This window comes from Blautia sp. OM06-15AC (assembly GCF_003481425.1).
Lineage (GTDB): Bacteria > Bacillota > Clostridia > Lachnospirales > Lachnospiraceae > Fusicatenibacter > Fusicatenibacter saccharivorans.
Window position 1 is genome coordinate 57,445 of sequence record NZ_QULD01000014.1, and the last position, 23,525, is coordinate 80,969.

18 protein-coding genes are annotated in these 23,525 nt (G+C 49.5%); 7 read left to right on the top strand and 11 right to left on the bottom strand.

Annotated elements, in window-relative coordinates; genetic code table 11:
- Window positions 1-25: 25 nt before the first annotated feature.
- The 5 genes from DXB83_RS14695 to DXB83_RS14715 form a co-directional block, all read right to left on the bottom strand.
- A complete protein-coding gene (locus DXB83_RS14695; RefSeq protein WP_330426827.1) occupies window positions 26-1,378 on the bottom strand; it encodes an alpha-L-fucosidase in 1,353 nt (450 codons plus the stop codon).
- Between the two features lie 130 nt (window positions 1,379-1,508).
- On the bottom strand, window positions 1,509-3,149 hold the full coding sequence (locus tag DXB83_RS14700; protein WP_055228497.1) for an extracellular solute-binding protein: 1,641 nt from the start codon (window positions 3,147-3,149) through the stop codon (window positions 1,509-1,511).
- Between the two features lie 138 nt (window positions 3,150-3,287).
- Entirely contained in the window at window positions 3,288-4,217 is a 930-nt protein-coding gene (locus DXB83_RS14705; RefSeq protein ID WP_022463175.1) for a carbohydrate ABC transporter permease, read from the bottom strand.
- Between the two features lie 14 nt (window positions 4,218-4,231).
- Window positions 4,232-5,167 carry an ABC transporter permease gene (locus DXB83_RS14710; RefSeq protein ID WP_022463174.1) on the bottom strand — a complete coding sequence of 312 codons (936 nt, stop codon included), beginning with the start codon at window positions 5,165-5,167 and terminating at the stop codon, window positions 4,232-4,234.
- 454 nt (window positions 5,168-5,621) lie between these two features.
- Window positions 5,622-7,862 carry a glycoside hydrolase family 3 N-terminal domain-containing protein gene (locus DXB83_RS14715; RefSeq protein ID WP_147399382.1) on the bottom strand — a complete coding sequence of 747 codons (2,241 nt, stop codon included), beginning with the start codon at window positions 7,860-7,862 and terminating at the stop codon, window positions 5,622-5,624.
- Between the two features lie 242 nt (window positions 7,863-8,104).
- Here DXB83_RS14715 and DXB83_RS14720 point away from each other — a divergent pair, with 242 nt between their 5' ends.
- A complete protein-coding gene (locus DXB83_RS14720; RefSeq protein WP_055221380.1) occupies window positions 8,105-9,172 on the top strand; it encodes a carbohydrate-binding family 9-like protein in 1,068 nt (355 codons plus the stop codon).
- Window positions 9,173-9,223: 51 nt separating this feature from the next.
- Window positions 9,224-10,246: a LacI family DNA-binding transcriptional regulator gene (locus tag DXB83_RS14725; RefSeq protein ID WP_117510268.1), complete on the top strand. Its 1,023-nt coding sequence runs from the start codon at window positions 9,224-9,226 to the stop codon at window positions 10,244-10,246.
- A 138-nt stretch (window positions 10,247-10,384) separates the two neighbouring features.
- On the opposite strand, the gene DXB83_RS14730 is transcribed toward DXB83_RS14725, so the two are convergent.
- The 3 genes from DXB83_RS14730 to DXB83_RS14740 form a co-directional block, all read right to left on the bottom strand.
- A complete protein-coding gene (locus DXB83_RS14730; protein WP_118697793.1) occupies window positions 10,385-13,495 on the bottom strand; it encodes an alpha-mannosidase in 3,111 nt (1,036 codons plus the stop codon).
- A gap of 115 nt (window positions 13,496-13,610) precedes the next feature.
- Window positions 13,611-14,600: a glycoside hydrolase family 130 protein gene (locus tag DXB83_RS14735; protein ID WP_118697794.1), complete on the bottom strand. Its 990-nt coding sequence runs from the start codon at window positions 14,598-14,600 to the stop codon at window positions 13,611-13,613.
- A 214-nt stretch (window positions 14,601-14,814) separates the two neighbouring features.
- Window positions 14,815-16,686, bottom strand: coding sequence for a beta-N-acetylhexosaminidase (locus tag DXB83_RS14740; RefSeq protein ID WP_118697795.1), 1,872 nt, complete (start codon window positions 16,684-16,686; stop codon window positions 14,815-14,817).
- A gap of 237 nt (window positions 16,687-16,923) precedes the next feature.
- On the opposite strand from DXB83_RS14740, the gene DXB83_RS17220 reads away from it, so the two are divergent.
- The 3 genes from DXB83_RS17220 (at window position 16,924) to DXB83_RS14750 (ending at window position 18,550) form a co-directional block, all read left to right on the top strand.
- Complete coding sequence (locus DXB83_RS17220; RefSeq protein ID WP_330426727.1) at window positions 16,924-17,133, top strand: hypothetical protein; 210 nt, start codon at window positions 16,924-16,926, stop codon at window positions 17,131-17,133.
- A complete protein-coding gene (locus DXB83_RS14745) occupies window positions 17,060-17,512 on the top strand; it encodes a response regulator (protein WP_330426729.1) in 453 nt (150 codons plus the stop codon). The genes DXB83_RS17220 and DXB83_RS14745 overlap by 74 nt, the downstream gene beginning before the upstream one ends.
- A 147-nt stretch (window positions 17,513-17,659) precedes the next feature.
- Window positions 17,660-18,550: a LysR family transcriptional regulator gene (locus DXB83_RS14750; RefSeq protein WP_022463164.1), complete on the top strand. Its 891-nt coding sequence runs from the start codon at window positions 17,660-17,662 to the stop codon at window positions 18,548-18,550.
- A 93-nt stretch (window positions 18,551-18,643) separates the two neighbouring features.
- Here DXB83_RS14750 and DXB83_RS14755 read toward each other — a convergent pair whose 3' ends face one another.
- The 3 genes from DXB83_RS14755 to pflA form a co-directional block, all read right to left on the bottom strand.
- The gene (locus DXB83_RS14755) at window positions 18,644-20,221 is read right to left on the bottom strand and encodes a flotillin family protein (RefSeq protein ID WP_226906392.1); all 1,578 of its coding nucleotides are present in this window, start codon (window positions 20,219-20,221) and stop codon (window positions 18,644-18,646) included.
- A 247-nt stretch (window positions 20,222-20,468) separates the two neighbouring features.
- Entirely contained in the window at window positions 20,469-20,816 is a 348-nt protein-coding gene (locus tag DXB83_RS14760; RefSeq protein ID WP_022463162.1) for a HEAT repeat domain-containing protein, read from the bottom strand.
- Window positions 20,817-21,051: 235 nt separating this feature from the next.
- A complete protein-coding gene (gene pflA / locus DXB83_RS14765) occupies window positions 21,052-21,831 on the bottom strand; it encodes a pyruvate formate-lyase-activating protein (protein ID WP_330411471.1) in 780 nt (259 codons plus the stop codon).
- Between the two features lie 213 nt (window positions 21,832-22,044).
- On the opposite strand from pflA, the gene DXB83_RS14770 reads away from it, so the two are divergent.
- Window positions 22,045-22,362, top strand: coding sequence for a PadR family transcriptional regulator (locus DXB83_RS14770; protein ID WP_022463160.1), 318 nt, complete (start codon window positions 22,045-22,047; stop codon window positions 22,360-22,362).
- Between the two features lie 17 nt (window positions 22,363-22,379).
- Entirely contained in the window at window positions 22,380-23,435 is a 1,056-nt protein-coding gene (locus DXB83_RS14775) for a DUF4097 family beta strand repeat-containing protein (protein WP_118697796.1), read from the top strand.
- Window positions 23,436-23,525 lie beyond the last annotated feature (90 nt).

Genomic DNA, 23,525 nt, shown 5'->3' on the forward strand with positions numbered 1-23,525 from the left:
CATAAGCTCCTCTGTCCGAATCGTTTTACTCATTAAAGGTTACGACTTCCCCGTGTCCCAGATTGTAGGTGATCTCATCCTCAAGCTCCACCTTCACAACCGTTGCAAACGGATGAATGCTCATCTCTCCGGCCCAGATCCAGAGCGTTCCCGGAATACCGCTCCATGGAAGGGAACCTGTGTAGGAGAACCGGAGCTCCTCTCCCGTATGCAGAACCGTCACCCTTTTTACCGGTGTTTTAATGCCTTTCACGCACAGCGTCTCCTGCGGCTTATCATAGACAAAAAGATACATCGTCTTCTGATCCGCCGAAATCGTGCTTCCACCGAGGAAATGATTGTAATCCAGTCCTTTTTCTGTTCCAAATACTGCTTCCTCGTGGTCATGAATCCATCCGCCGAGATCCAGCAGCACCTGCTCCTGACGTTCATCGAGCGTTCCGTCCTCTTTCGGTCCGATGTCCAGCAGCATTCTTCCGCCGAGGGTAATACAGTCGCAGAACATACGCACGATCTGGCCGCTGCTCTTGTAATCATTGTCCGATGGACGATATCCCCAGGAATCATTGATCGTCGTACAGAATTCCCACTCGCCTTTCGGTCCGTACAGCGGAATTCCCTGCTCCGGTGTCTCATAATCTCCGTAGCCCTGCATTCTCGAATTCAATACAACGTTCGGATTCAGCGTATGCAGATATTCCCTGAATTCCGGCATCTTCCACTGTGCCGCGCTCCGTTCCCAGTCACCATCAAACCATAACAGATCCACCGTTCCGTAATTCGACATCAGTTCTTTTAACTGATGATTGTTGAATTCCAGAAACTCCTGCCATTTCTGCGGCTCCTCCTCTTTTCCGGCCGGAGAACCATAGATATCGTTCAGACAGTCTTCTTTTTTCATTCCTTCCGGGTAAACCGTGCGGTACCGCGGATCCGACCAGTCGATCAGCGAATAATAAAGGCCGACCTTCAGACCTGCCTCACGCATGGCAGCTGTATACTCTTTTACAAGGTCGCGCGCTGCCGGTGTTTTCTTCACAACACTTAAATCACTGTATCCGGTATCAAACAGTGCCACGCCGTCATGGTGCTTCGCTGTCATAACCACGTACTGCGCACCTGCTTTTTGAAACAGCTCCGCCCATTTTTTCGCATCAAACTTCGATGCTGTAAAGCCTTCACACTGTTTCATGTAATCTTCATAAGAAATATTTCCGTTGTGGAACGACCATGACTCTGACACATCACCCACCGCATAAATCCCATAATGGATAAAAATGCCCAGCTTCGCGTTCCGAAACCAGTCCTGCATCATCTCTTCCAGCTCCTCCTTTTTTTGTACTCCCGGATTAAAAGACTCCGGGCATAGCTTTTTTATCCGATCTAATTACCCCTTTATTGTTTCTTCCCATTATATCAGTTCTTGCCCAAAAAGAAAGGCATATTACCGTTTTACACTGTAATATGCCTTTTTTCACGCCACAGGAAATATCGTTACCTTTTCCTGTTTATTTCGCGATTTCCTCGATACCCTGAGTTGCTACCCAGTCCTCAAGTCCCAGAGAGTACATACCATCTACATAAGCCTGCCAGTCAGCATCGTTGTCAATGTCAAGCTCGCCGCATACGAACTGCGCCTGCTGCTGCTCAAAGAAATCTTTGATTGCTGTGTTCGTATCAGAGAAGGTATCAATTTTATCCAAGTCAATCCAGTAGGACGGAATAATTTCTTTGGTCAGATTTGCCTCATAAGCTTCCTCTGTTGCTTTTTTCTCATCATACATCGGATGCTCTTCTACAAACTCGAAGTCTACCGGCAGATATTTCGGCAGAGACTGCGGCCACAGATTGCCCCAGGAATATTTTTCCTGATCTTCCTCAGACAGTGTGGTGGTGTCAATCGCATGGTATCCGTCATCCTCTTTGTTTACAATCACACCAACCGGTCCTCTGTTGCAGCCGATGCCGTTCTCCAGTGCGAATGCATTGTCAAACCAGCGGCAGATGATTTCCGGATGCTCTGCCTTGTTTGTGATGACAGCCTGGGTTCTGTATACGCTGAAGCCTTCCGTATCGCGCAGCCAGATTCCGTCTTTGTCTGTGTTCAGAACAGGCATGGAGTCGAAATCGCCTCTTTCCTCTGCAGCCGGGATTCCGGTAAACTCGTTGCTTCCGTATGCGATGGAAACGCCGTACAGGTCCTGATTTCCTTTACCTTCCCATGTGGAGCTGTCCTGTGTGTAAAGCTCTACGTCTACGAGTCCTTCTGCATACAGTTTGTGGAACCAGGAAAGGAACTCACGGTATGTATCGCTGACACCGCCGTAAACAACCTTTTCATTCTGGATTGCAATACCAAGTTTGTTCATCGGAAGTCCGAAGTAACCGGCCATAGCCTCGATATGTTTGTTGTTCGGGTCGGTAGAGAACGGGATTTCATCGGAAGCGTCACCGTTGCCGTTTGCATCCTGCTCTTTGAAGGCTTTCAAGACTGCCTCAAACTCGTCTGTAGTGGTCGGCATGCTCATGCCAACATTCTCCAGCCATTTCGTATTGATGTATGGGCTGTATCCAACGGTTGTATCGGTACATACGTACGGAATTGTGTAGATGTGTCCGTCCGGTGCTGTCATTTTTTCTCTTACACCCGGCAGATCCAGGATCGCAGAAATGTTCGGGCAATATTTCTCAAAATAATCTTCCAGCGGAATGAATACGCCCTGGTTTACACCATAGGTGAGGATTGCATTATCGCTTAAGGTCCATCCGCCGATCACATCCGCGTAATCTCCGGAGTTCAGATCCAGATTCAGTCTCTCCGTTGCTGTTTCGTATGGATAAATTTTCAGGTCAACGTCTACATTGGTCTGTTTTTTGAACTCATCGAGCATGATAAACTCGCCGGATTCGCTGGAATCATCGCAGAAGATGGAGAAGGTGTAATCTCCCTCGTCTACCAGCGGAAGACCTTCCTGATACATAATGCCGTTTACTTTTCCGTCCTCATCCACGGTGTCGTTTGCTGCGGATGCTGCGGATGCTGCAGAAGCACTCTTTGCCGAGCTGCTTCCCTTATCACTTCCACATCCGGTAAACATAGATGCCACCATTACTGCAGTTAAAACTGCTGCGACTGCTTTTCTTTTCATGATTTTTCCCTCCTGTGTTGTTCCGGCGGCATTTTCCCGCCGGAAGCGCTTTTGCCTGTCCGTTGTCCGGACTCTTTATTTACATACCGCCGTTTCCCGTGCGGCAGATAAATCGTTAAAAAAACTTCTTCTTGTAAATCAACCCTTCATGGATCCGATCATAACACCCTTTACAAAGTGCTTCTGCACCAGTGGGTACATAACCAGAACCGGGATACTGCTGATGATGATCAGCGAGTATTTCATAACGTCGATCAGCTGCTGTTTTTCCTGCAGTGCTGCTCTTGCTGCCGCAGTTGTTGCTGTCTGGGACAGCGCGGTCTGGTTCGTGATCAGGATGTTACGCAGAACCAGCTGCAACGGATACTTTGCTTTGTCCGAAATATAAACGAGTGCTGAGAAGTATGAGTTCCAGTGACCGACACCATAGTACAGAACCAGAATTGCGATGATCGCTTTGGAAAGCGGAAGTGCAATCTGGAAAAAGAATCTCGCCTGGGTGCAGCCGTCAATTTCAGCTGCCTCATACAGCTCTTCCGAAATGTTCGACTTGAAGAAGGTTCTTGCCACGATCATGTTGTATACGCTTAAGCATCCCGGAAGAATCAGTGCCCAGATCGTGTTCAGCATCTGCAGTCTCTGAATAACCAGATAGGTAGGGATCAGACCGCCGCCGAAGAACATGGTGATCAGGTAAAAAATGGTGATCGGTTTCTTTCCGGAGAAATTGCTTCTGGAAAGTGCATATGATGTCGGAAGCGTTACGATCAGGTTGACCATGACACCGCAGAAGGTGATGATCAGGGAGTTTAAAAAGCCTCTCATAACCTGGTCGTTTTTAAATACTTCTGCGTAGCCCTTCAGGGTAAATCCGATCGGGTGAAGCAGTACTTTACCACTCGATACGGCGCTTGGCGCACTGATGGATGAAATGATAACCCAGTACAGCGGATATGCCACAACAAACAGAACCAGCGTCAGGATAATGAAGCAGGCTGCGTCAAAAACGACGTCCTCTTTGCAGCGTTTTATTTTCTTTTTTGTCACTGCGGTATTTTCTTTACTCATGTTTTTGTTTCCTCCTACCACAGGCTGTTGCCCGAAAGTTTATCAGATATCGTATTGACAATGATCAGCATAACCATGTTTACGATGGTGTTGAACAGACCGATTGCTGAAGAATACGACATATCGTTGTTGATCAGACCGACCTTATAGACGTAGGTGGAAATGATCTCGGATACACTGGCATTCAGGTTGTTCTGCAGAAGGAAGGCTTTTTCGAAGCCGACGGAAAGAATGCTTCCGCAGTTCATAATCAGAAGAATGGTCGCGGTCGGCATGATCAGCGGAAGGTCGATGTGACGGATCAGCTGTAATTTCGTTGCGCCGTCTACCTTTGCCGCCTCATGCAGCTCCGGGCTGATGCCGGCGAGTGCTGCGAAGTAAATAACAGAGCTCCATCCTGTACTCTGCCATACGCCGGTCCACACATAAATGTGTCTCCAGTAGGCTTTTTTCGCCATGAAGTTGACCGCCGGAATTCCGATTGCTTCCAGTACGTGGTTGATAACACCGACGGACGGAGACAGGAACAGAATGATCATACCACACATAACTACGGTGGAAATGAAGTTCGGCGCGTAGGTGACGGTCTGGATCACTTTCCGGTATCTCTTATGGCGGAAGGAGTTCAGCATCAGTGCCAGGATGATCGGAATCGGGAATGATACAACCAGTCCGTACAGACTCAGGATCAATGTGTTCTTGATGGTGGAAGCAAAGTATGGAGAGTTGAAGAATCTCTCAAAGTAGTACATGCCTACCCACGGGCTCTTTGTGATTCCGGCTGTCGCATTAAAGCGGCGGAACGCGATCTGTACACCATACATCGGAATGTAGCTGAAGATGAATGTCAGGATTACGCCCGGAACACAGAAAAGCCAAAGCGAGATGTCTCTCTTAAAGGCGCGGATGGTGCGGCCTTTTTTCTTTGCTTTTGTTGGTTTCTCTTTCATTTCTCTCTTGTCCTCCCTTTTAAAGGTTTCGTGTTTTCCTTGATTGGAGCATCCCTTGTCGTGAACATTTTGAACATTTTGCTTTCGCATCATCCTCGCATGCTGCTTCTTTTTTGTGCAACTGCCACAATCAAATCTGTTATTTAAGATTTATCCAACACTGTTTTGATAAATTTATTTTACATTTTGTTTCCTTATTTGTCAATTAATTTTTAAACACAAATATCATTTTGTTACTTTTACGCAATTTAAACCGATACTTTTTAAGCACTTTTCCCATAAATTCTCCTGTTTTTCCCTTTGTTTTTCGTTTCACGGCATCGGAGCATACGATCCATTTATATTTTTATCCATTTTTTGCAAACAAAAAGAAGGAAGCTATGTTTCTTTATTTTGTAATATAGTTTCCTTCTTTGTTCATTTTTATTATATTTTTATGTTTTTTCGTCCGTTCTTACATTTCCGTCACGTTTCCAGTCCACCATTTCTCTGCTCCATCTTCAAGCATCAGCTCGTACTCATGGCAGATGACCTCTGGTTTTCCCGGAATCTGGACAAAATTCAGCTCCTCTTTTGTAAGATGGAACACAGCTTCTTTTTTCTCTCCCGGTGCAAGTGCAATTCTCGTAAAGGCTTTCAGCTCTTTGATTCTTGCCACAACGCCGCCGGAACGTTTCCGCACATACAGGCACGGAACGGAAGTTCCGGCCATATTTCCGGTATTTTCCACGGTAAAGGAAACAGAAATACCATTTTCTTCTTTTGTTACGGAAACATCACTGCCGGTAAACGTTGTGTAGGATCTTCCTTCTCCGAAGGTATGCAGCGGCTGGCTTGTCATATCACAGTACGCCGGGGCAACGGAAGTCCGATAATTGTAGCATACCGGGATCTGTCCCACGTGGCGTGGCATAGAAACCGGAAGACGGCCGGACGGATTGCTGCTTCCATAGAGAAGCTCAGCAACTGCCCTGCCTCCCATCGGTCCCGGGTAGAATGCATATAAAACGGCATCGGAAGCATTTTCGATCTTCTCGATACAGTATGCTCTTCCGGCAATTACAACCGTTACCAGTGGTTTGCCAAGGCGGGCAAGTGCTGCAATCAGTTCTTCCTGCGCGGCCGGAATGTGAACCTTCGCGGTGTCCATTCCCTCGCCGCAGTCCATCGAACGGCTGCCCGTTCCCTTCGAGGCTGCTCCGTTTGCATCGAACACAGCTCCTCCAAACCGTGAGGAGGAACCGCCGACAACGGCCACGATCACATCGCTTTCTTCTGCAAGTGCCATCGCTTTTGCTTTTTCATGCTCATCCGCCTCGGAAAAACCGGACCCCATCGCATAAGAGACTTTCACGCCATCCGGTGCTTCCTGCTTCATGCCCTGCAGAACCGTGACGCACTCGCTTTCCGGCACCGGCGGAGTATAATCGCCGAGCATACAGTAACGGTCTGCCGCATGGTAGCCGATCACTGCTACTTTTTTATATTTCTTTGCAAGCGGAAGCACCGTCTTTTCATTTTTCAGAAGCACAGCAGACTCCCGCGCCAGTGCAAGAGATACCTCCGGGATGCCGGCTTCTTCCGGGGAAAGCATGTTTTCTTCCATATAAGGATGCTCGAACAGACCTTTTTCAAATTTCAGTTTCAGAACGCGGAGCACCGCCTCATCGATCTGGCTCTCCTCCAGAAGTCCCTGATCAACCGCCTCACCGAGACGGCCAAAGGCTTCATCCCACAGGCTCACATCAACACCGGCCTTTCTTGCCGCAACGGCTGCATGCAGCGTATCCCCCTCTGTGTTTTTCAGGAAATCGACAGCCAGTCCGTCTGCCATCACAATGCCGTCAAAGCCCATCTCACCGCGCAGTACATCGCGAAGCAGCCATGCATTTCTGTGGCAGTACACGCCGTCGATCTCGTTATACGCCGCCATGATTCCTTCCACACCGGCTTCGCAGCACGCTTTTGCAGACGGAAAATGGATTTCACGCAGCTCACGCTCCCCGATTCTCGCCGCACTCGCATTCACACCTCCGGTCGTCTCGCCCTGGGCGCAGAAATGTTTTGCCACGCTGCCGACGCCGGTCGACTGCATGCCGGTCACGGCTGCTTTTGCCATTGCGGCTGCAAGGCATGGGTCCTCAGAGTAGCACTCTTCACTTCTTCCCCATCTCGGATCACGCGCCATATCAAGTGCCGACATCAGCGCCAGCTCCACATGACCGCTCTTTAACTGCTTTCCGCATGCCTTGTAGCCTTCCGAAAGAAGCGCCGGATCAAACGTTGCTCCGGCAGCCAGGTTGACCGGAAGCAGACCTCCTCCGAGTGCCTGATGGCCATGGGGGCACTCGCTGCTCATCATCATCGGAATGCCGAGGCGGGAATGTTCCATGACGTAGTGCTGTACCATATTGTAGGCTTTCGCGGAGAGTTCCGGCACGATTCCGGTCTTCTCGTCCTTATCTGCCCACGGGTCGGCACGGTACAGGCCGTACAGAACCCCCAGTCCGCCCATGCGCTCTACTTCTTCTTTGAATTCGTCGGTCAGGGTAAATTCCTCTCCCTGCCGCTCATAGATGCGGAATCCGTACAGCCGCTGGTTGAGCTGTCCCACTTTTTCTTTTAATGTCATTCTTCCCAGAAGATCTTTCGCTCTCTCTTCCGGCGAAAAGGCCGCATTCTGATATGCTTCCATCTGATTTTCCTCCTTATATGCTTTCTGCCCGGCCGTTTTCTTCCTGCCGGTGTATTTTTGATCTGTTTCCCCCAAAATTCTCTTATGAAACGGCTTTATTGTATCTCATTTTTTTACTTTTGTCCACAATAAGTTATATTTCGTTCATTTTTGTTCATTTTTCATGTTGAAATTTATTACTTTTAGTGTTATGATACCTTTCGCTACTAAATTTTGCAAATTACAAAGGGAGGTTTTTACTTATGAGCAAAAACATCACGATTCCGGTTCCGGCTGTCCCGTTTGCACCGCCAGTTTATACCTGCCACCGCGCAAAAAAAGAGTTCCATCTGGACGGAAATATCAACAAACCATTCTGGGAGGACGCACCGTATACCGATGAATTTCTGGATATCCAGGGCAGTCACATGCCGCTTCCGCGTTTTGTCACCCGCGCAAAAATGCTCTGGGATGATGAAAATCTTTACGTTGCTGCCGACCTTGCCGGCGATGAAATCTGGGGTCATTTAACAGAACGCGATTCTGTCATCTACTTTGACAACGATTTCGAGATCTTCGTTGACCCGGATTCCGATACGTACCATTACTATGAATTTGAAATGAACGTTCTGAACACGGTATGGGATCTGTTTCTCGCAGAGCCGTACCGCGACGGCGGCAGCGGCCTCAATGGCTACGATATGCACGGCCTTCGCACCGCTGTCCATGTGGACGGTTCAATCAACGATCCTTCCGCTGAAAACAAAGGCTGGAGTGTTGAGGTTGTGATTCCGTTCTCCGCTCTCTACGAATACCAGAAAGAGCGCCGCGCACCGAAAAACGGAGAATTTTACCGTATGAACTTCTCCCGTGTGCAGTGGAATGTGGATGTCAAGGACAACACTTACGTAAAACGCACCGATGAAAACGGAAATGTTCTCCCGGAAGACAACTGGGTATGGGCTCCGACCGGCGTCATCAATATTCATTATCCGGAGCTGTGGGCCTTCGTCTTCTTCTCCGAGGACCGCGAGGATGCTCCATGCGACAGCACCATTCCGGAGGACGAGTATCGCAAATGGGAGCTCCGCAAGCTGTATTACGCAGAAAATATTCTGTTTGAGACAACCGGCTCCTACAGCAGCAGCCTCGATGAACTGCAGAAAACGCTGGATGCGTATGCACCGAACGACTGGAATAAATCTGTAAAAGATCTTGGATATACCATTGAAACCACCAGCCGTACGTACCTGATTTCCTGTCCGAGTGCCGATCGTGCACATCTCCTCCTTCTGTATTCCAACGGAAAGGTTGAAAAAATTACACTTTAAGCGTATAATATCGGTTAGTAGTTAAAATTTGTAACAGGATCGGTTGAAACTATGAAAAAAGTCACTTTACAGGAAATTGCAAATTCCCTGGGCATCTCCCGGACCACCGTCTGGAAGGTGTTCAGCGGACACGAAGGTGTCTCCGATTCCCTGCGCACCAAGGTCATCGCCAAAGCCCAGGAGCTTGGCTATGCCATCCCGGAAGATTTTCAATATCCTTCCAGCGCGGAGGAGACCACGCCGGTCAACATTGCAGTTGCCGTCTGCAGACCGGAAACCTCACTTTTCTGGATGACCATCATCCACCAGATTGCAAAAGTATTTTCAACACACAATGTCAATCTCGTTTACACGTATCTTCCGACTTCGGCGGATAAAACGTATTTTCTCCCGCCCACACTTACAAACGGAAGCGTCCACGGCATCATTGTTCTGAACGTGTACAACGAACGTCTTCTGCGTCTGCTCGCAGAGACACAGATTCCCAAAGTGTTCCTGGACACTTCCTCCCTCGTATCCCCGGATGAACTGAACGGCGATCTTCTCCTGATGGAGAGCCGGAACAGCGTCCGCAATATCACCGCCCATCTTCTCGAGAAAGGACGCACTCTTCCGGGCTTCATGGGTGATATCGGCTACGCACAGTCCAACCGCGAACGCTATGAGGGCTTCTGCCAGGCACTGATGGATGCCGGAAAAACACCGAATCCTTCTCTTTGCCTGACCACACCGCTTGGGATTGACTCCTACCGCGAGGAAATCGATTCTTTCCTTTCCTCCCTTTCCCGCATGCCGGACGCTTTTGTCTGCGCCAGCGACTACGTTGCCTGTATTCTGATGCAGCTTCTTGAAAAGCGGGGACTGCGCGTGCCGGAGGACGTTGCCGTATCCGGCTTTGACAACAATATCGAGGATCTTCTGGCAGAAAATCTGACTACCGTTCAGGTCTTCAATGAGGAGCTCGGCTCCCGCCTGGCGCTTCAGATTCTTTACCGGATCAAATATCCGCACACGCCGCATGAAGTGACGTATCTGGAATCCAAAGTTCTGTACCGCGCTTCCACCGGCGACTGATGCAACCGTTTTTCTAATTTTGCTTTTTGAAAAGACACCGTCTTCCGTTTATTTCGGATCCGGTGTCTTTTTTGTGTTTTCTTTTTTCCGGGAACGCATTGGTTCTGCGCTCCCGGAAGCATTTTCTGTTCTGATTTCTTATTTTGTCGTGCGAATGCGGATGGTACGGATCTCGTACGGTTTGATCGTAAGTGAAATCTCGTTTTCTTTCACATCGATGGCACTCTCTGCCGGCTGCTCCAGCAGATTGGTTTCCTCTGCGGAAAGAATCGCATCTGCGCAGTACAGTGTCACTTTCGTTCTCGCATTCTCCACCTCATACAGACGCACAATGATGCCATCGCCGTCCTCTGCCTTTTTCACGGTCTCAAGCACAACGTTGCGCTTGTCCACGGACAGGAATTCCATACGGTCTTTTTCTGCCGCACTGGAAACAGCTTTTGCCGGCACGTTCAGGTTCAGTGCTTCCTGTACCGTACCTGCCTCGCGCCATGTTCCTGCGTGCGGATACAGAGAGTAGGTAAAGAAATGTTCTTCCTGGTCTGCGGTCAGATTCGGCTCGGTTCCGGATTTGATCAGGGTCTGTGTTATCACACGGTCCTTCATGGAATAGCCGTACTTGCAGTCGTTCATCAGGCTGACGCCGTAGCCTCCCTCGGAGAGATCGGCCCATTTGTGGCCGCATACCTCGAATCTTGCCTGATCCCAGCTTGTGTTGGTGTGCAGTTTTCTTGTCACATTACCGAACTGGATATCGTACGTTGCCTCGTCGCTGTGAACGTCTGCCGGGAAGTGAACTTTGAGCACATGCTCGGCAAATTTCCAGTCAACGTAGGTTTCGAAGTCGATTCTGCGGTCTTTTGCATAGAAGTGGATCTGCTGGCGGATCACGGTATCCATGACCTCACGCTCGATTTCAAGAGTTGCGCGGACCGGACCGTTTTCTGTCCACTCCATGCGGCGCACGCCCTCTACCTTCCAGGATTTCTCGGTGTGGAAGATATCCAGGTTCCATGCACTGTACTGCAGCGGTTTATCCTCATAGATGCGCAGCTCATTGCCGGTTTTTCCGCTCTGCAGCACTTCGCGGTCATTCTCTTTGTCAAACAGGGAAGTAAATTCGCCGTTTGCATTGATCTTGATGGTGTAGAACGGTGTCTCAAGCATATAGCCTTCTCCTGCTTCTGTTACGGCAAACGGTGTTTCCACAGCTGCCCCGCTTACCGGACGCAGCACCTGATATCCCTTGGACGGCAGGTTTTCCGCATAAATAACGGCTCCGTCTTTCGTCTGCTGTACCGGGTACACGTTCGTTCCGTCGGTCAGTGCCTCTGCGCTGTTTGCGCCAAGCTCTACGATATCGTTTCTCCTGTGCCCCAGCGTGTTCCATACAGTTACGCTCTCGTCCTTCTTCGCACAGAGTGCATTCAGACGCTCACTGATCAGTTCTGCAGATGTTTCTGCAATCTCTGCGTACTCTTTCTTTGTCTGCTCATATACCTCATGGATCGAGGAGCCCGGCAGAATATCGTGGAACTGATTCGTCAGAATCGTCTCCCACATGCGGTTCAGTTCTTCGGTCGGGTATGCTTTTCCGGCGTTTTCAGCCAGAACGGACAGAAGCTCTAATTCCATCATCGCGTACTCGCTCTTGCGGTTGCCGCGTTTGTTGCGTGCCATTGAAGTGTACGTTCCGCGGTGGAACTCAAAATACAGCTCTCCGATCCAGGTTGGGAGGCGTTTGCTGTCTTTTACTTTCTCATGCAGTTCGTCGAAATACGTTCTCGCAAATGCCTGGCGTACTTTCGGCACACCTTTGATGCCTTTTTCCATACGCTTGGATGTCTCGAGCATCGTTCTGGTCGGACCGCCGCCGCCGTCTCCGTAGCCGTAGCTGATCAGGATATCGTTGTTGATGTCCTTGTTCTGGTAGCGGTCCCATCCGCCCATGATCGCGTCCGGGTGCAGCATACCGTTGTATGTCGTAAAGAAGCTGGTCTCCGGCTGGCCGACGCCGAGCGTTGTGATCATATGGGTGAAGACTTTGCTTCCGTCGATACCTTCCCAGTTCATCGTATCGTACGGCACTTTGTTGAACTCGTTCCATGCCAGCTTTGTCGTCATGAAGTAGTCGATTCCGCATTTTTTCAGAATCTGCGGCATCGCTGCGCTGTATCCGAAGACATCCGGCAGCCACAGGATCTTGTTGTCCACGCCGAACTCTTCTTTGAAAAAGCGTTTTCCGAACAGGAACTGGCGCACGAGGGACTCTCCTGAAGTCAAGTTGCAGTCTGCCTCAACCCACATGCCGCCTTCCGGCTCCCAGCGTCCTTCTTTGACTCTCTGACGGATTTTCTCGTATACTTCCGGGTGTCTTTCCTTTACAAAGCTGTAGAGCTTCGGCTGGCTTGACATGAAATGATAGTTCGGATACTCCTCCATCAGTTTTAATACCGTTGCAAAGCTTCGGCAGGATTTCTGGCGAACCTGGTCAATCGTCCACAGCCATGCCACATCAATGTGGGTGTGGCCGATGCACGTTGCCACAACTTCGTCCCAGCCGCCCATTTTTTCATAGATCTCTTCCTGGATGCATTTTTCTGCCTCTTCGATGGAAGCGTAGAACTCTTTACTGTACGGCTTGCGCAGGTCCAGCAGATTGATCGTGTTGGTCAGTGCGGTTTCGAGATCCAGACGCGTTTTATTATCCTCGTCCATACGGTTCAGGCCCTGCATCGGAACGATGAGGTCGTAATAGATCTCCTCGATTTTCGCATCATGCTCCTCAAGGTCTGCCAGCAGACGGAACTCGCTGTGCAGCGTTCCGGTGTAGGACTGCAGGTCGAGCTGGATTTTTTCACCAGCCTTTGCGTTTTCTCTTACAAGTACTTCGCGGTGGTTGATATCCATACCCTGGATCACTTCGCCGTTTGCAAACAGCAGGAACTGCGGGTTTCTTCCGTCATCCCATTCGTCCAGTCCTGCATGGACTCTCATCCAGAGATTTTTTCCATCGAAGCTCTCCGGAATGGTGATGGTGGTGCGGAACCAGTAATGTTTGTCCGGTCCGTACCAGCGGTCATTGACCGTATCAAACGATGTCCACGGCTCTTTTGATGCATCGGCCTCTGCCGGTGTGATATAGCATCCATTTTTCACCTGCATATCGGTGATTTTAATTTTCTGTGAAATCGAAAGTCTTGCCAGTTCCTGGCAGATCACGTTCACACGCTCTTTTACAAATTTCATAGTGCCTCCTTATACTGTCCATGGGGTCATTTTTAAAAAGAAAGTCCGCCGGACCTGCAGGCTTCTTTCACCCGTAAGCCCGGCGGACTTGTCGTTTTTTAAGTTATCTTATAAATCAAAGGCTATTCTCTTTCACATAGTTCAGCAGCTCATCTACGGTTGTGAATGCCATACCGGTTACAGTATCTGCGCATCCGTAGTAGATAGTGATTCTTCCGGTTGCTGCATCGCTTAAGGTTGCGCACGGGAATACTACGTTCGGAACATCACCCATGCACTCGTACTGGGTGATCGGAGCCATAATGTAGTCTTTCGTTCTGTATTTTACTTTCCACGGCTCGTCGATATCAAGCAGTGCGCATCCCATACGATATACGTATCCGTTGCAGGTTGTGATAACACCGTGGTAAATCAGCAGCCATCCCTCATCTGTCTCGATCGGAACCGGGCCGGCGCCGATCTTGGTGCACTGCCATGCAGACTCATCCCCGCGAACCGGGCTCATCATATGGCGGTGTCTTCCCCAGAATTCCATATCTTTACTCTGGCTGACAAAGATATCGCCAAATGGTGTGTGGCCGTTGTCGCTTGGACGGCTCATCATCATGTAGTAGCCGTTGATCTTTCTCGGGAACAGCACACCGTTACGGTTGAACGGAAGGAATGCGTTCTCAAGCTGAACAAATTTCTTGAAATCGTAGGTGTAAGCAACGCCGATGGTCGGGCCGTGATAGCCGTTGCACCAGGTTACATAGTATTTGTCGTCGATTTTGCAGACACGCGGGTCATAACGGTACTCTCTTGTCAGAATCTCCTCGTCAGTGCCCTCAAATTTGATCGGTTCATCCTCGATCTCCCAGTGGATACCGTCTTTACTTCTTCCAACGAAAATATCCATACTGATGGAACGGCTGTCGCAGCGGAATACACCTACATATCCGTCCTCGAACGGTACGACTGCGCTGTTGAAGATACTGTTGGAACGTTTCTGCTCATAGCGGCCGATGATCGGGTTCTGATCATAGCGCCATACCGGCATGTGCTCTCCTGCTGGTTTTTCCTGCCAAGGCATATCCGGCAGATTGTTTCCGATGATTTTACTCATGATTGTTTCCCCCTGTGAAAATTATTTTTTCTTTCTCTCTTGTCACGCCATACGGACATTTTTGATCTTTCGATCCGATACTTCTATCTTCGTCCATTTCTGCGCAAAAGTCAAGTGTTTTTGTTCACTTTTATGTAAATTTTCGTTTTCTTTGTTACTTTTTATCGTTCATTTATTCTCTTTCTCTGTTCATTTTGTTCACAAACAGATTTTTTTATTTTTCGTACGGTTTTCTTCCCCGCAGAATATCGGCATACCAGAATACAATTTCCGCAATGTGATGCAGATCGCCTTCTTTGCTGATGCTTCTCCAGGATGCTTTGTACTTCATAAACCAGCTTTCCAGTCGGCCCGCAAGTGCTGCGCAGGCTGCCTCATCTTTTTCTTTTCCAAGCTCGATGTCACACAGTCTCGCACCCGTCTCGTTCCAGAGATCGATGGCGTCCATCGTAAGTTCCAGCACCGGAACCATCGGACGGCAGGATTCTTCCAGCTTTCCTGCTGTCTTTTTCAGTTCTTTTTTCAGTGCCGCAATCGTTTCATGAGCGGCCGCACGCTTCGCCTCATCCTGGATTCTCGCGTCGAACAGCGCGTTTCGATTGTTCGGATGGCCGAGCACTTTCTCCTCATAAACCACATTGGCATCCCACCAGTCGAAAATGGAGCATTCCGCGGTTTTTGCCATATAGGAAACAAATTTTCCACTCCGGTCGCCGTAGGCAAGACGGGAAATCTGTTCATTCAGCTCCTCAAAACGGTCTGTATCCTCTCCCCAGGAGAATACTGCACCGTAGATCATGCCCGGAAGCGAGAAATCCGGCTGGTTGATGTGACCGCAGTCGCCCCAGTCTGTGTTTAAAACACCTTCCGCATGGTATTTTCTCGCATAGCCGCACATCCGTGCGATATTTTTGTAGCTGTTCTCCACCAGGTTCATCCACTGGTTCCAGCCGCCGACCCCAGGACAGAGATACTGTCTTGCACCAGCTTCCGCCATCACTTTTGCCTCATGCTCTCTCTGCTCGGCTGCATAGCCCCAGGTCAGGCAGACGGTTTCCTCTGGCAGCTCTTTGATCAGCTCCGGCTGTGCGCAGATGATATCGCCCCAGAACATCGGCTTTTTGCCTTTTGCCACGAGAAACTCGCAGAGCTCTTTTACATAGTCGATATACAGGCGGTGAACGCCTTTCTCGTCTGCCAGCGGTTTCGATTTTCCTTTTCCAAGGTCGAACGTTTCGTCCGCGCAGATGTTGAATTTATCCGTGGCAAAAAGCGCCATGTACTCCTCGATCATGGCCTTGATCAGCTCGATCGCTCTGCCGCCGGAGACATCCACCGTGTGATGCTGCATCCGGTCCCAGAAGGAAAACGGCTCTTTCCAGCTGTCTGGGAATTCACAGAGGTCGCCATAGCTCTTTGTGGAGAGCAGCATGTACAGATGGCCGAACGTTGCGATCGACGGCACCAGTTCGATATGAAGCTTTGCGCAGTACGCATCCAGCTCGCGGATTTCCTCTGCCGTAAGCGGCGTCTCATCGCGCCACATCTCGGAAAGTCCGGAGAACAGATACGTGTGCTCCACATAGAGCTGCAGCTGGTTCAGCTTGTAGTACGCCATGCGGTCTGCCACCTGTTTTAAATAGGAAAGTGTCAGCACACGGCCTCTCGTCTCATCGAGATAATAGCCGCGCACCGGCAGATCCGGCTCATCCTCGATCCGCACGGCAGGAAGCAGTGCACCGTATTCGTGCATCATCTGGCACAGCGTCTGCACACCGTAGAGCACGCCGGCTCCGTCTCCGCCCTGGATGCGAATTTCCTCCTCTGTCACCTGCAGCACATACTGCTGGCTTTTCCTTGTCTCATCCAGTTCCAGTACAATCGCGCCGGTCTCTTTTCTTCCCGGAACGCCGTATCCGATATCGTACTGCATTCCGGTTTCCTTTTTGATTCCCTTCTGCAGCACTTTCGCATACGTATCCCCATTTCCCAGCAGTCTGCCATCCAGTACAATTCTGCCGTCATAGCAGAGTGCATGTTCCCCCGTCAGGAGTTTTACCTCTTTTGGTTTTGGTAAAAATTTCATTTTCCTTCTCCTCTTGTTTTTTGTTTTCTTTGTAACCATAGAACTTTCACTGAACGTTAAGTAACATTTTGAAACCACTTTTCTCTTCTCCCCCATCCTACCATATTTTTTCCGCATATTCCACAATAATTTGTAATTTTCTTCAATTTTTTTCAAAGTTTCTTCCTGTTCTGCTCTTTTATATGTAAAGTAACTTTTGTTTCCTATTTTCATTTCGGAACAAAATCTGTTTTTCGGATGAATGCGATCATCGGCTTTGCCGCTCTTGCTGCCGCCCACGTCAATCAGCCGGACCAGGTGCAGGAATACCTGAACAAGATTTCCACCTCCGGCCAGCACCTTTTTCCGCCTGAACCAGATTCTGCTGAATCTGCTGAGCAATGCCACGAAATTCACACAGAACGGCGGCACCATCATTGTCCGTATTATTCAGAAACCGTACTATAAAAAAGGGTATGCGCTCTACGAATTCCACGTCCGCGACAACGGTATCGGCATGAGCCGGGAATTCCAGGAGCACCTCTTTGAATCGTTTACACGCGAGGAGACTTCTACGGTCAGCGGCATTCAGGGTACGGGACTTGGCATGGCGATCAGCGTCAGCCATATGGTACAGGAAATCGCGATGGAGCTCCTTTCGAACGCCGTATTTTCCGTCAGCCTTGCAGACGACGGCGATGTTGCCAATATTCCGATCATCGCCATGACGGCAAATGCGTTTGATGAGGATAAGCAGAAGGCTTTTGCCGCCGGCATGAATGCCCATATCGCAAAGCCGATCGAGGTCGACAGTCTTTTGTCCACCATCGCCAAAGTGCTTGGCTGATTCCTCTTTCTTATCTGCCGGAACCGTGAATTTTCTCTTACTCGAAAAAGAGGAGAAAAAGTTCACGGTTCCGGCAGATTTTTTCTTGCATTCTTTCGGGGAAGTGTGCTAGAGTGAAGATATCATATTTTATAAGAGGTGCTTATTTTGGATATTAATTACGAGTTATATAAGGTTTTCTATTACGTTGCCACCACACTCAGTTTTTCCGAGGCCTCCAAGCTGCTTTTTATCTCGCAGTCGGCGGTCAGCCAGTCGATCAAGGTACTGGAGAAAAAGCTTGGAATCACGCTCTTTATCCGCAGTACAAAGCGCGTGCAGTTAACGCCGGAGGGAGAAACGCTGCTGCGCCACGTAGAGCCTGCGATCAACCTGATTGCGCGCGGTGAAGCACAGATTATGGAAGCGGGAACGCTTGGCGGCGGCCAGCTCCGCATCGGCGCGAGCGACACAATCTGCCGCTATTTCCTTGTTCCGTACCTGAACCGTTTCCACCGCTCCTTTCCGAATGTCCACATCAAGGTGACAAACCAGACTTCGACCCAGTGTGTCGATCTGCTGGAATCCGGCCAGGTGGATTTCATCGTGACCAATTATCCAAACTCGCATCTTTCCAGCCGTCTTCACACGATTCCGATTCATTCGTTCCACGATATCTTCATCGCAAACGGCGAATATTACCCGGAACTGGAAAACAGGCCGGTTCACTTAAAAGAGCTGCTGCAGTACCCGATTCTGATGCTCGACCGCAAGAGTACGACGAGTGAGTTCCTGCACAGCCAGTTTCAGCGGTTCCAGCTCGACCTCGTGCCGGAAATTGAGCTTGGCAGCAACGATCTTCTGATCGACCTGGCGAGTATCGGCCTTGGCATCGCGTTTGTGCCGGACTACTGCCTTGTAAAAGAGACGGCGGCCTTCCAGCTCGACCTCGTGGAGGAGCTTCCGCCGCGCCAGCTTGTCGTTGCCCACAGCTCCCATCTGCCGATCCCGCAGGCGGCAAAAGAGTTCATGAGCATGCTGGAAAAAGGCGCCGAATAACTTTTTCCGATCTATACGTCAAAAGAGGCAGGATCCTCAAGAAATTTCTCTGGATCCCTGCCTCTTTTTCTGTTTTTATGATCCGTTCTGGATTTACTGCTCGCTGCCGTCTTTCTGCACCGGTTCGGATGCTTCCGCTTTTTCCGGGCTTTCTGCATCCGCTGCTGCCTTTCCGGCTTCTGCTTTCAGATACTCTTTGAGCTCTTCCGGGCTGGAGATCTGAATGTTGCGGTTTACTTTTGCATCGTACGTATCGGCTCTCATGATTTCGGAGAGATCGACACCGGTCGCCTCTTTCATCGACTCAAACAGCTTTGCCATCACCACCGGCACATTGCCCGCTACGGAGCCGATGCCGTTGTCCTCGCTTCCGCCGCCGATGATCGTAATCTTGTCGATCTGGCTGAGCGGCTCTGCGATCTTTCCGGCGATCTCCGGCAGAACCTTGATCATCATCTCTGCCATTGCGGCTTTGTTGTAGCGCTGGTAAGCCTCGGCTTTCTTCTCCATACCTTCGGCCTCTGCAAGTGCCTGGGCGCGGATAGATGCGGCTTCCGCCTCACCTTTTGCCTTGATACCGAGTGCTTCCTGCTCCATCGCATAGCGCTGGGCTTCTGCCTGGGCTTTCTTTGCCTCCGCCTCGCGGATTTTTTCGAACTGGTCTGCCTCTGCGTCTTTCTGACGGCGGTACAAATCTGCCTCTGCCTGCTGCTGTTTTGCGTAACGCTCGGCCTCGGCTTTCTTCTTGACTTCTGCCTCGAGGGATTTCTCGGTTACTTCTACTTCTCTGGCACGGAGCTCAACCTCGCGCTCCTGACGGGCGATGTTCGCATTCGCGGAAGTGATTTCCAGCTCTTTTCTCTGCTGCTCTTCCTGAATCTTGTACGCTGCATCTGCCTCTGCCTTTTTGATATCGGACTCTTTTTTCAGCTCTGCCGACTTGATTGCCAGATCGTTGTTTTTCTTTGCGATCTCAGTCTCGGCAAGAACGCGCTCATCGTTCGCCTCTTTATTTGCACGCGCCTGGGCAATTTTGATTTCTTTCTCGGAATTGGCACGGGCGATCGCCGCGGATTTCTTGATTTTTACGATATTGTCGATACCGAGGTTTTCAATGACCTGATTGGAATCGACGAAATTCTGTACGTTGAAGCTGATGATGTCAAGTCCCATCGCAGCCAGGTCCGGTTCTGCATTTTCTTTGACCAGCTCCGCAAACTTCTGGCGGTCGGAAACCATCTCTTCCAGACGCATCTTTCCAACGATCTCACGCATGTTTCCTTCAAGGACTTCTCTTGCAACCTTGGCAATATATTCGCTGTCGCGGTTCAGGAAGTTCTGGGATGCTTTCTGGAGCTTCTGCGGTTCGTCCCCGACTTTGATGTTGACGGCTGCATCCACCTGAATATTGATGTAGTCAGCGGTCGGCACGGCGTCGCTCGTCTTCACATCAATCGCTACCAGCTTCAGACTCAGCTTGTCCAGCCGCTCAAAGAATGGGAGCTTGATGCCGGCTTTACCGATCAGGATCCGCTGGCCTTTTTGGAAACCGGAAATAATAAATGCGGTATCCGGCGGCGCCTTCACATAACCGCTCGCCAGAATGGCAAGAATGATCACCACAACAGCGATCACGGCAATCATAGTTGCATGTTCGAATACAAATTCCATCTTGTTTCCTCCCTTTTTTCTGCGGATGCTTTTCGCTCCGCGTTCTGCTTTTGTGTCTGTGTTATTTTCACTATAGCATTTTTTGCGGGATAGATACAACTGCATTATTATTACGATTTTGTAAGATTTCTGTTCGGGCAAAAACAATCCGCTGGAGCAGATTCTGATATGCCTTGCAACAAAAAAACGAAGGAGCTTCTTTTTACAGAAACTTCTTCGCCTTTCCTTTTTTTCACTGATCCTGCTCTTATGCTCTTTCGACAATCTTCTCCAGCGCTTTTGTGATCGCTGCTTTCAGCTCCGTCTGATCTGCCGGTGTCTTGACGGCCAGCTGACGGATCAGTGCTGTTACGTGATCGTCTCCAACCTCACCAAGGCTCGTAACGGCCGCGATTTTTACGTCTACATCGTCTACTTCCAGAAGAGAAGTCAGAATATTAACAGAACCATCATTTCTCGAAGCTGCACAGGCTTTTGCAAGCGCTACCTGCGTTGTCTTGTCCGAATCCAGATACTGTTTTCTTAATTTGTCCCATTTTCCTTTTTCCACCATTTTTTTCAGCTTGTCTTCCGATGCCTCTTTTGAACCAAACATTGTAAATCCTTCTTTCTTTTTGCTCTTATTTTTGGTGGATGCAGCAACTGCCGCGGCGAATCAAAAAGGTTCGTAGTGTTTTTGCTGTCGTCCCTGTCATGTCCGCCACATTGTAACCATGCTCTCGTCCATAACAGAAATTATACTCCTTTTCTTCTGGTTTTTGAACAGAAATACTATAAAGTTTTTATAAAAATTGTTACTTTTTCACATTTTTTTCTTGTTGTTCTGCTTTTTATTTCAGATATCCCGTATATTCCGCCGTATGCAGCAGTTTATTGGCGTTTTCCACGCGCTCCTTGGTCGGCGGGTTGATGCCTTCGAGTTTGTATGGGATTCCTAAGGTTTCCCATTTGAATACGCCGAGGGTGTGGTATGGGAGAACCTCTACGCGCTGTACGTTGTGCAGGCTGTGTAAAAACTCATCGAGGCGAATCAGGTATTCATCGTAGTCGCTGCGTTCCGGGACGAGGACGTGGCGGATCCAGACTGGTTTGCCGATCTCGTCAAGGTAGCGCGCCAGATCGAGGATGTTCTCGTTGGTGCAGCCGGTCAGCTCTCTGTGCGCCTTGTCGTCAATCAGCTTGATATCGAGCAGCAACAGGTCGGTGTATTTCATCAGCTCATTAAATTTGCTGAAATACGGCTCCTCTCTTGTGAACGGATTTCCACTGGTATCCAGCGTTGTGTGAACGCCGTTCTTTTTTGCCTTGCGGAACAGCTCGATCAGGAAGTCGATCTGCAGCAGCGGTTCTCCGCCGCTTACAGTAATGCCGCCCTTTTCGCCCCAGTAATTTTTGTAGCGGAGCGCCTTTTTCAGCACCTCATCTGCGGTCTGCCAGTCGGCATCTTTCATCGTCCAGGTATCCGGGTTGTGGCAGAACTGGCAGCGCATGTTGCAGCCCTTCACGAAAATCACGTAGCGTACGCCAGGTCCGTCGACGGATCCGAAGCTCTCGATCGAATGGATCGCGCCCTTTACCGGGCCATTGTTATTCTGATTCATTTCACTCATATTTTTTCCTCTTCTTTCCAACTTACTATCTTTCTATTTTTCTGTATTTTCCGGTCAAATTTCAGGGTTCTGCTTGATTATACGGAAATCCGCGGTTCTTTTCAAGTCATTTCCATGTACAAAATCGAACACATGGCAGGATAAAAATTTGGTTCGCTATATTGCATTATGATATAGTCTGTGTTATGATCTACTCAACAAGGAGGTGTTCATATGAATCCACAACTCAAAAAGGGCGTCCTCGAGCTCTGTGTCCTCTCCCAGCTGACAAAAGAGGACAAATACGGCTATGAGCTGACAGACGCCATTTCCCGCGAAATGTCCATCGCCGCAGGAACGCTCTATATGATTTTAAAACGACTCAAGGAAGCCGGTTACGTGGAAACGTATCTGCAGGAATCCGCATCCGGCCCTGCCCGGAAATATTACCATCTGACTGAAGCAGGAACAGCTTATCAGCAGGAGAAAAAACAGGAATGGCTGGATTTCACCCAGCAGATCAACCGACTGATTTCAGATGAAACGATCTGACGATAGAAAGGAAAATCATGATGAATACAACGTATGAAACTTATATGAATGCATTGAAACAGGGCCTTGCATCCTTTGATTCTGCCGCCGCAGAGGAAATTTTAAACGATTTCGAATCCCATTTCGCCGACGCCCGCAGCCAGGGTCTCTCCGATGAGGAAATCTGTGCGGAACTCGGCAATGTCGACGATGTCCTCGAATTTTTCCGTCAGGAATATGCCACAACGGAGCAGCCTGTTGCAAACGTGCTGCCACAGGAGAAAACCCACTCCAATTCTGAAGAAACACATCCGAACTACCCGTACGACCCTTCCACCGCCATCACCGCTATGGAAATCTCCCTGCGGAACGCTTCTGCCGACTTTGCTCCGGGCACTTCCGCTTCGGTTGAGTTTGACTTTTCCGGCGACTTCGATCCGGACCGCTTCGAAGCAGGCATTGAGGGCAATACGTTCTGTCTGCGAGAGAAAAAGCTCATCCCTTCCGTATTCTGGAAACATCTTTTCTGCAATAATCACCAGAAAGAGGTGTTCTCCTTCCAGGTGCCGTCCACCGTACAGAAGCTGACGCTCCGCTCTTTGAACGGCGCGGCCGGGCTTGATACCCTCTCCCTTACTACGCTCGAAATTTCCGCCACAAACGGCAAAATCACCGGCGATTCCCTTTCCGCATCCAGCTGCCGCATACAGGCTGCGAACGGAAAGATCGTCCTGACCCGTCTGCGCACAGACAGCCTCGATGTTTCCGCCACAAACGGCAGACTTGAAATCACCGGCGACTGCTCCCGCGCAGCTTTAAACGGTGTCAACGGCAAAGTCCTCTTCGAGGGAACCTGTTCCGAGTCCCTGACAGCAAAATCCGTCAACGGTTCCGTGAAACTCCATCTCCCGCACGACCTTGCCGATGCGTCTATTCATGCATCCACGACAACCGGAAAAATCCGCCTCGTCTCCAATGGAAGAACGGATTCCTACACAAAAACATTCACCCACTCCGGTATTTCTGCATTCACCATTCAGGCAAGTACCGTCAACGGAAATATCCTGCTCTCTGACTTGCCGGCAGAAGACTGACAAAAAAGAATGGACTGGATAAAATGTTTTTCTCTAGTCGACTGATATGTAAGAAGAACACTGACTACAAAATCAGTGTCCTTCTTTCTT

Coding starts and splice junctions, on each gene's coding strand:
- DXB83_RS14760 (WP_022463162.1), bottom strand. CDS start 20,816: ATGTTTGGTTCAAAAGAGGCATCGGAAGACAAGCTGAAAAAAATGGTG.
- DXB83_RS14720 (WP_055221380.1), top strand. CDS start 8,105: ATGAGCAAAAACATCACGATTCCGGTTCCGGCTGTCCCGTTTGCACCG.
- DXB83_RS14700 (WP_055228497.1), bottom strand. CDS start 3,149: ATGAAAAGAAAAGCAGTCGCAGCAGTTTTAACTGCAGTAATGGTGGCA.
- pflA (WP_330411471.1), bottom strand. CDS start 21,831: ATGAGTGAAATGAATCAGAATAACAATGGCCCGGTAAAGGGCGCGATC.
- DXB83_RS14725 (WP_117510268.1), top strand. CDS start 9,224: ATGAAAAAAGTCACTTTACAGGAAATTGCAAATTCCCTGGGCATCTCC.
- DXB83_RS14755 (WP_226906392.1), bottom strand. CDS start 20,221: ATGGAATTTGTATTCGAACATGCAACTATGATTGCCGTGATCGCTGTT.
- DXB83_RS14730 (WP_118697793.1), bottom strand. CDS start 13,495: ATGAAATTTGTAAAAGAGCGTGTGAACGTGATCTGCCAGGAACTGGCA.
- DXB83_RS14715 (WP_147399382.1), bottom strand. CDS start 7,862: ATGGAAGCATATCAGAATGCGGCCTTTTCGCCGGAAGAGAGAGCGAAA.
- DXB83_RS14735 (WP_118697794.1), bottom strand. CDS start 14,600: ATGAGTAAAATCATCGGAAACAATCTGCCGGATATGCCTTGGCAGGAA.
- DXB83_RS14705 (WP_022463175.1), bottom strand. CDS start 4,217: ATGAGTAAAGAAAATACCGCAGTGACAAAAAAGAAAATAAAACGCTGC.
- DXB83_RS14775 (WP_118697796.1), top strand. CDS start 22,380: ATGATGAATACAACGTATGAAACTTATATGAATGCATTGAAACAGGGC.
- DXB83_RS14770 (WP_022463160.1), top strand. CDS start 22,045: ATGAATCCACAACTCAAAAAGGGCGTCCTCGAGCTCTGTGTCCTCTCC.
- DXB83_RS14740 (WP_118697795.1), bottom strand. CDS start 16,686: ATGAAATTTTTACCAAAACCAAAAGAGGTAAAACTCCTGACGGGGGAA.
- DXB83_RS17220 (WP_330426727.1), top strand. CDS start 16,924: ATGAATGCGATCATCGGCTTTGCCGCTCTTGCTGCCGCCCACGTCAAT.
- DXB83_RS14710 (WP_022463174.1), bottom strand. CDS start 5,167: ATGAAAGAGAAACCAACAAAAGCAAAGAAAAAAGGCCGCACCATCCGC.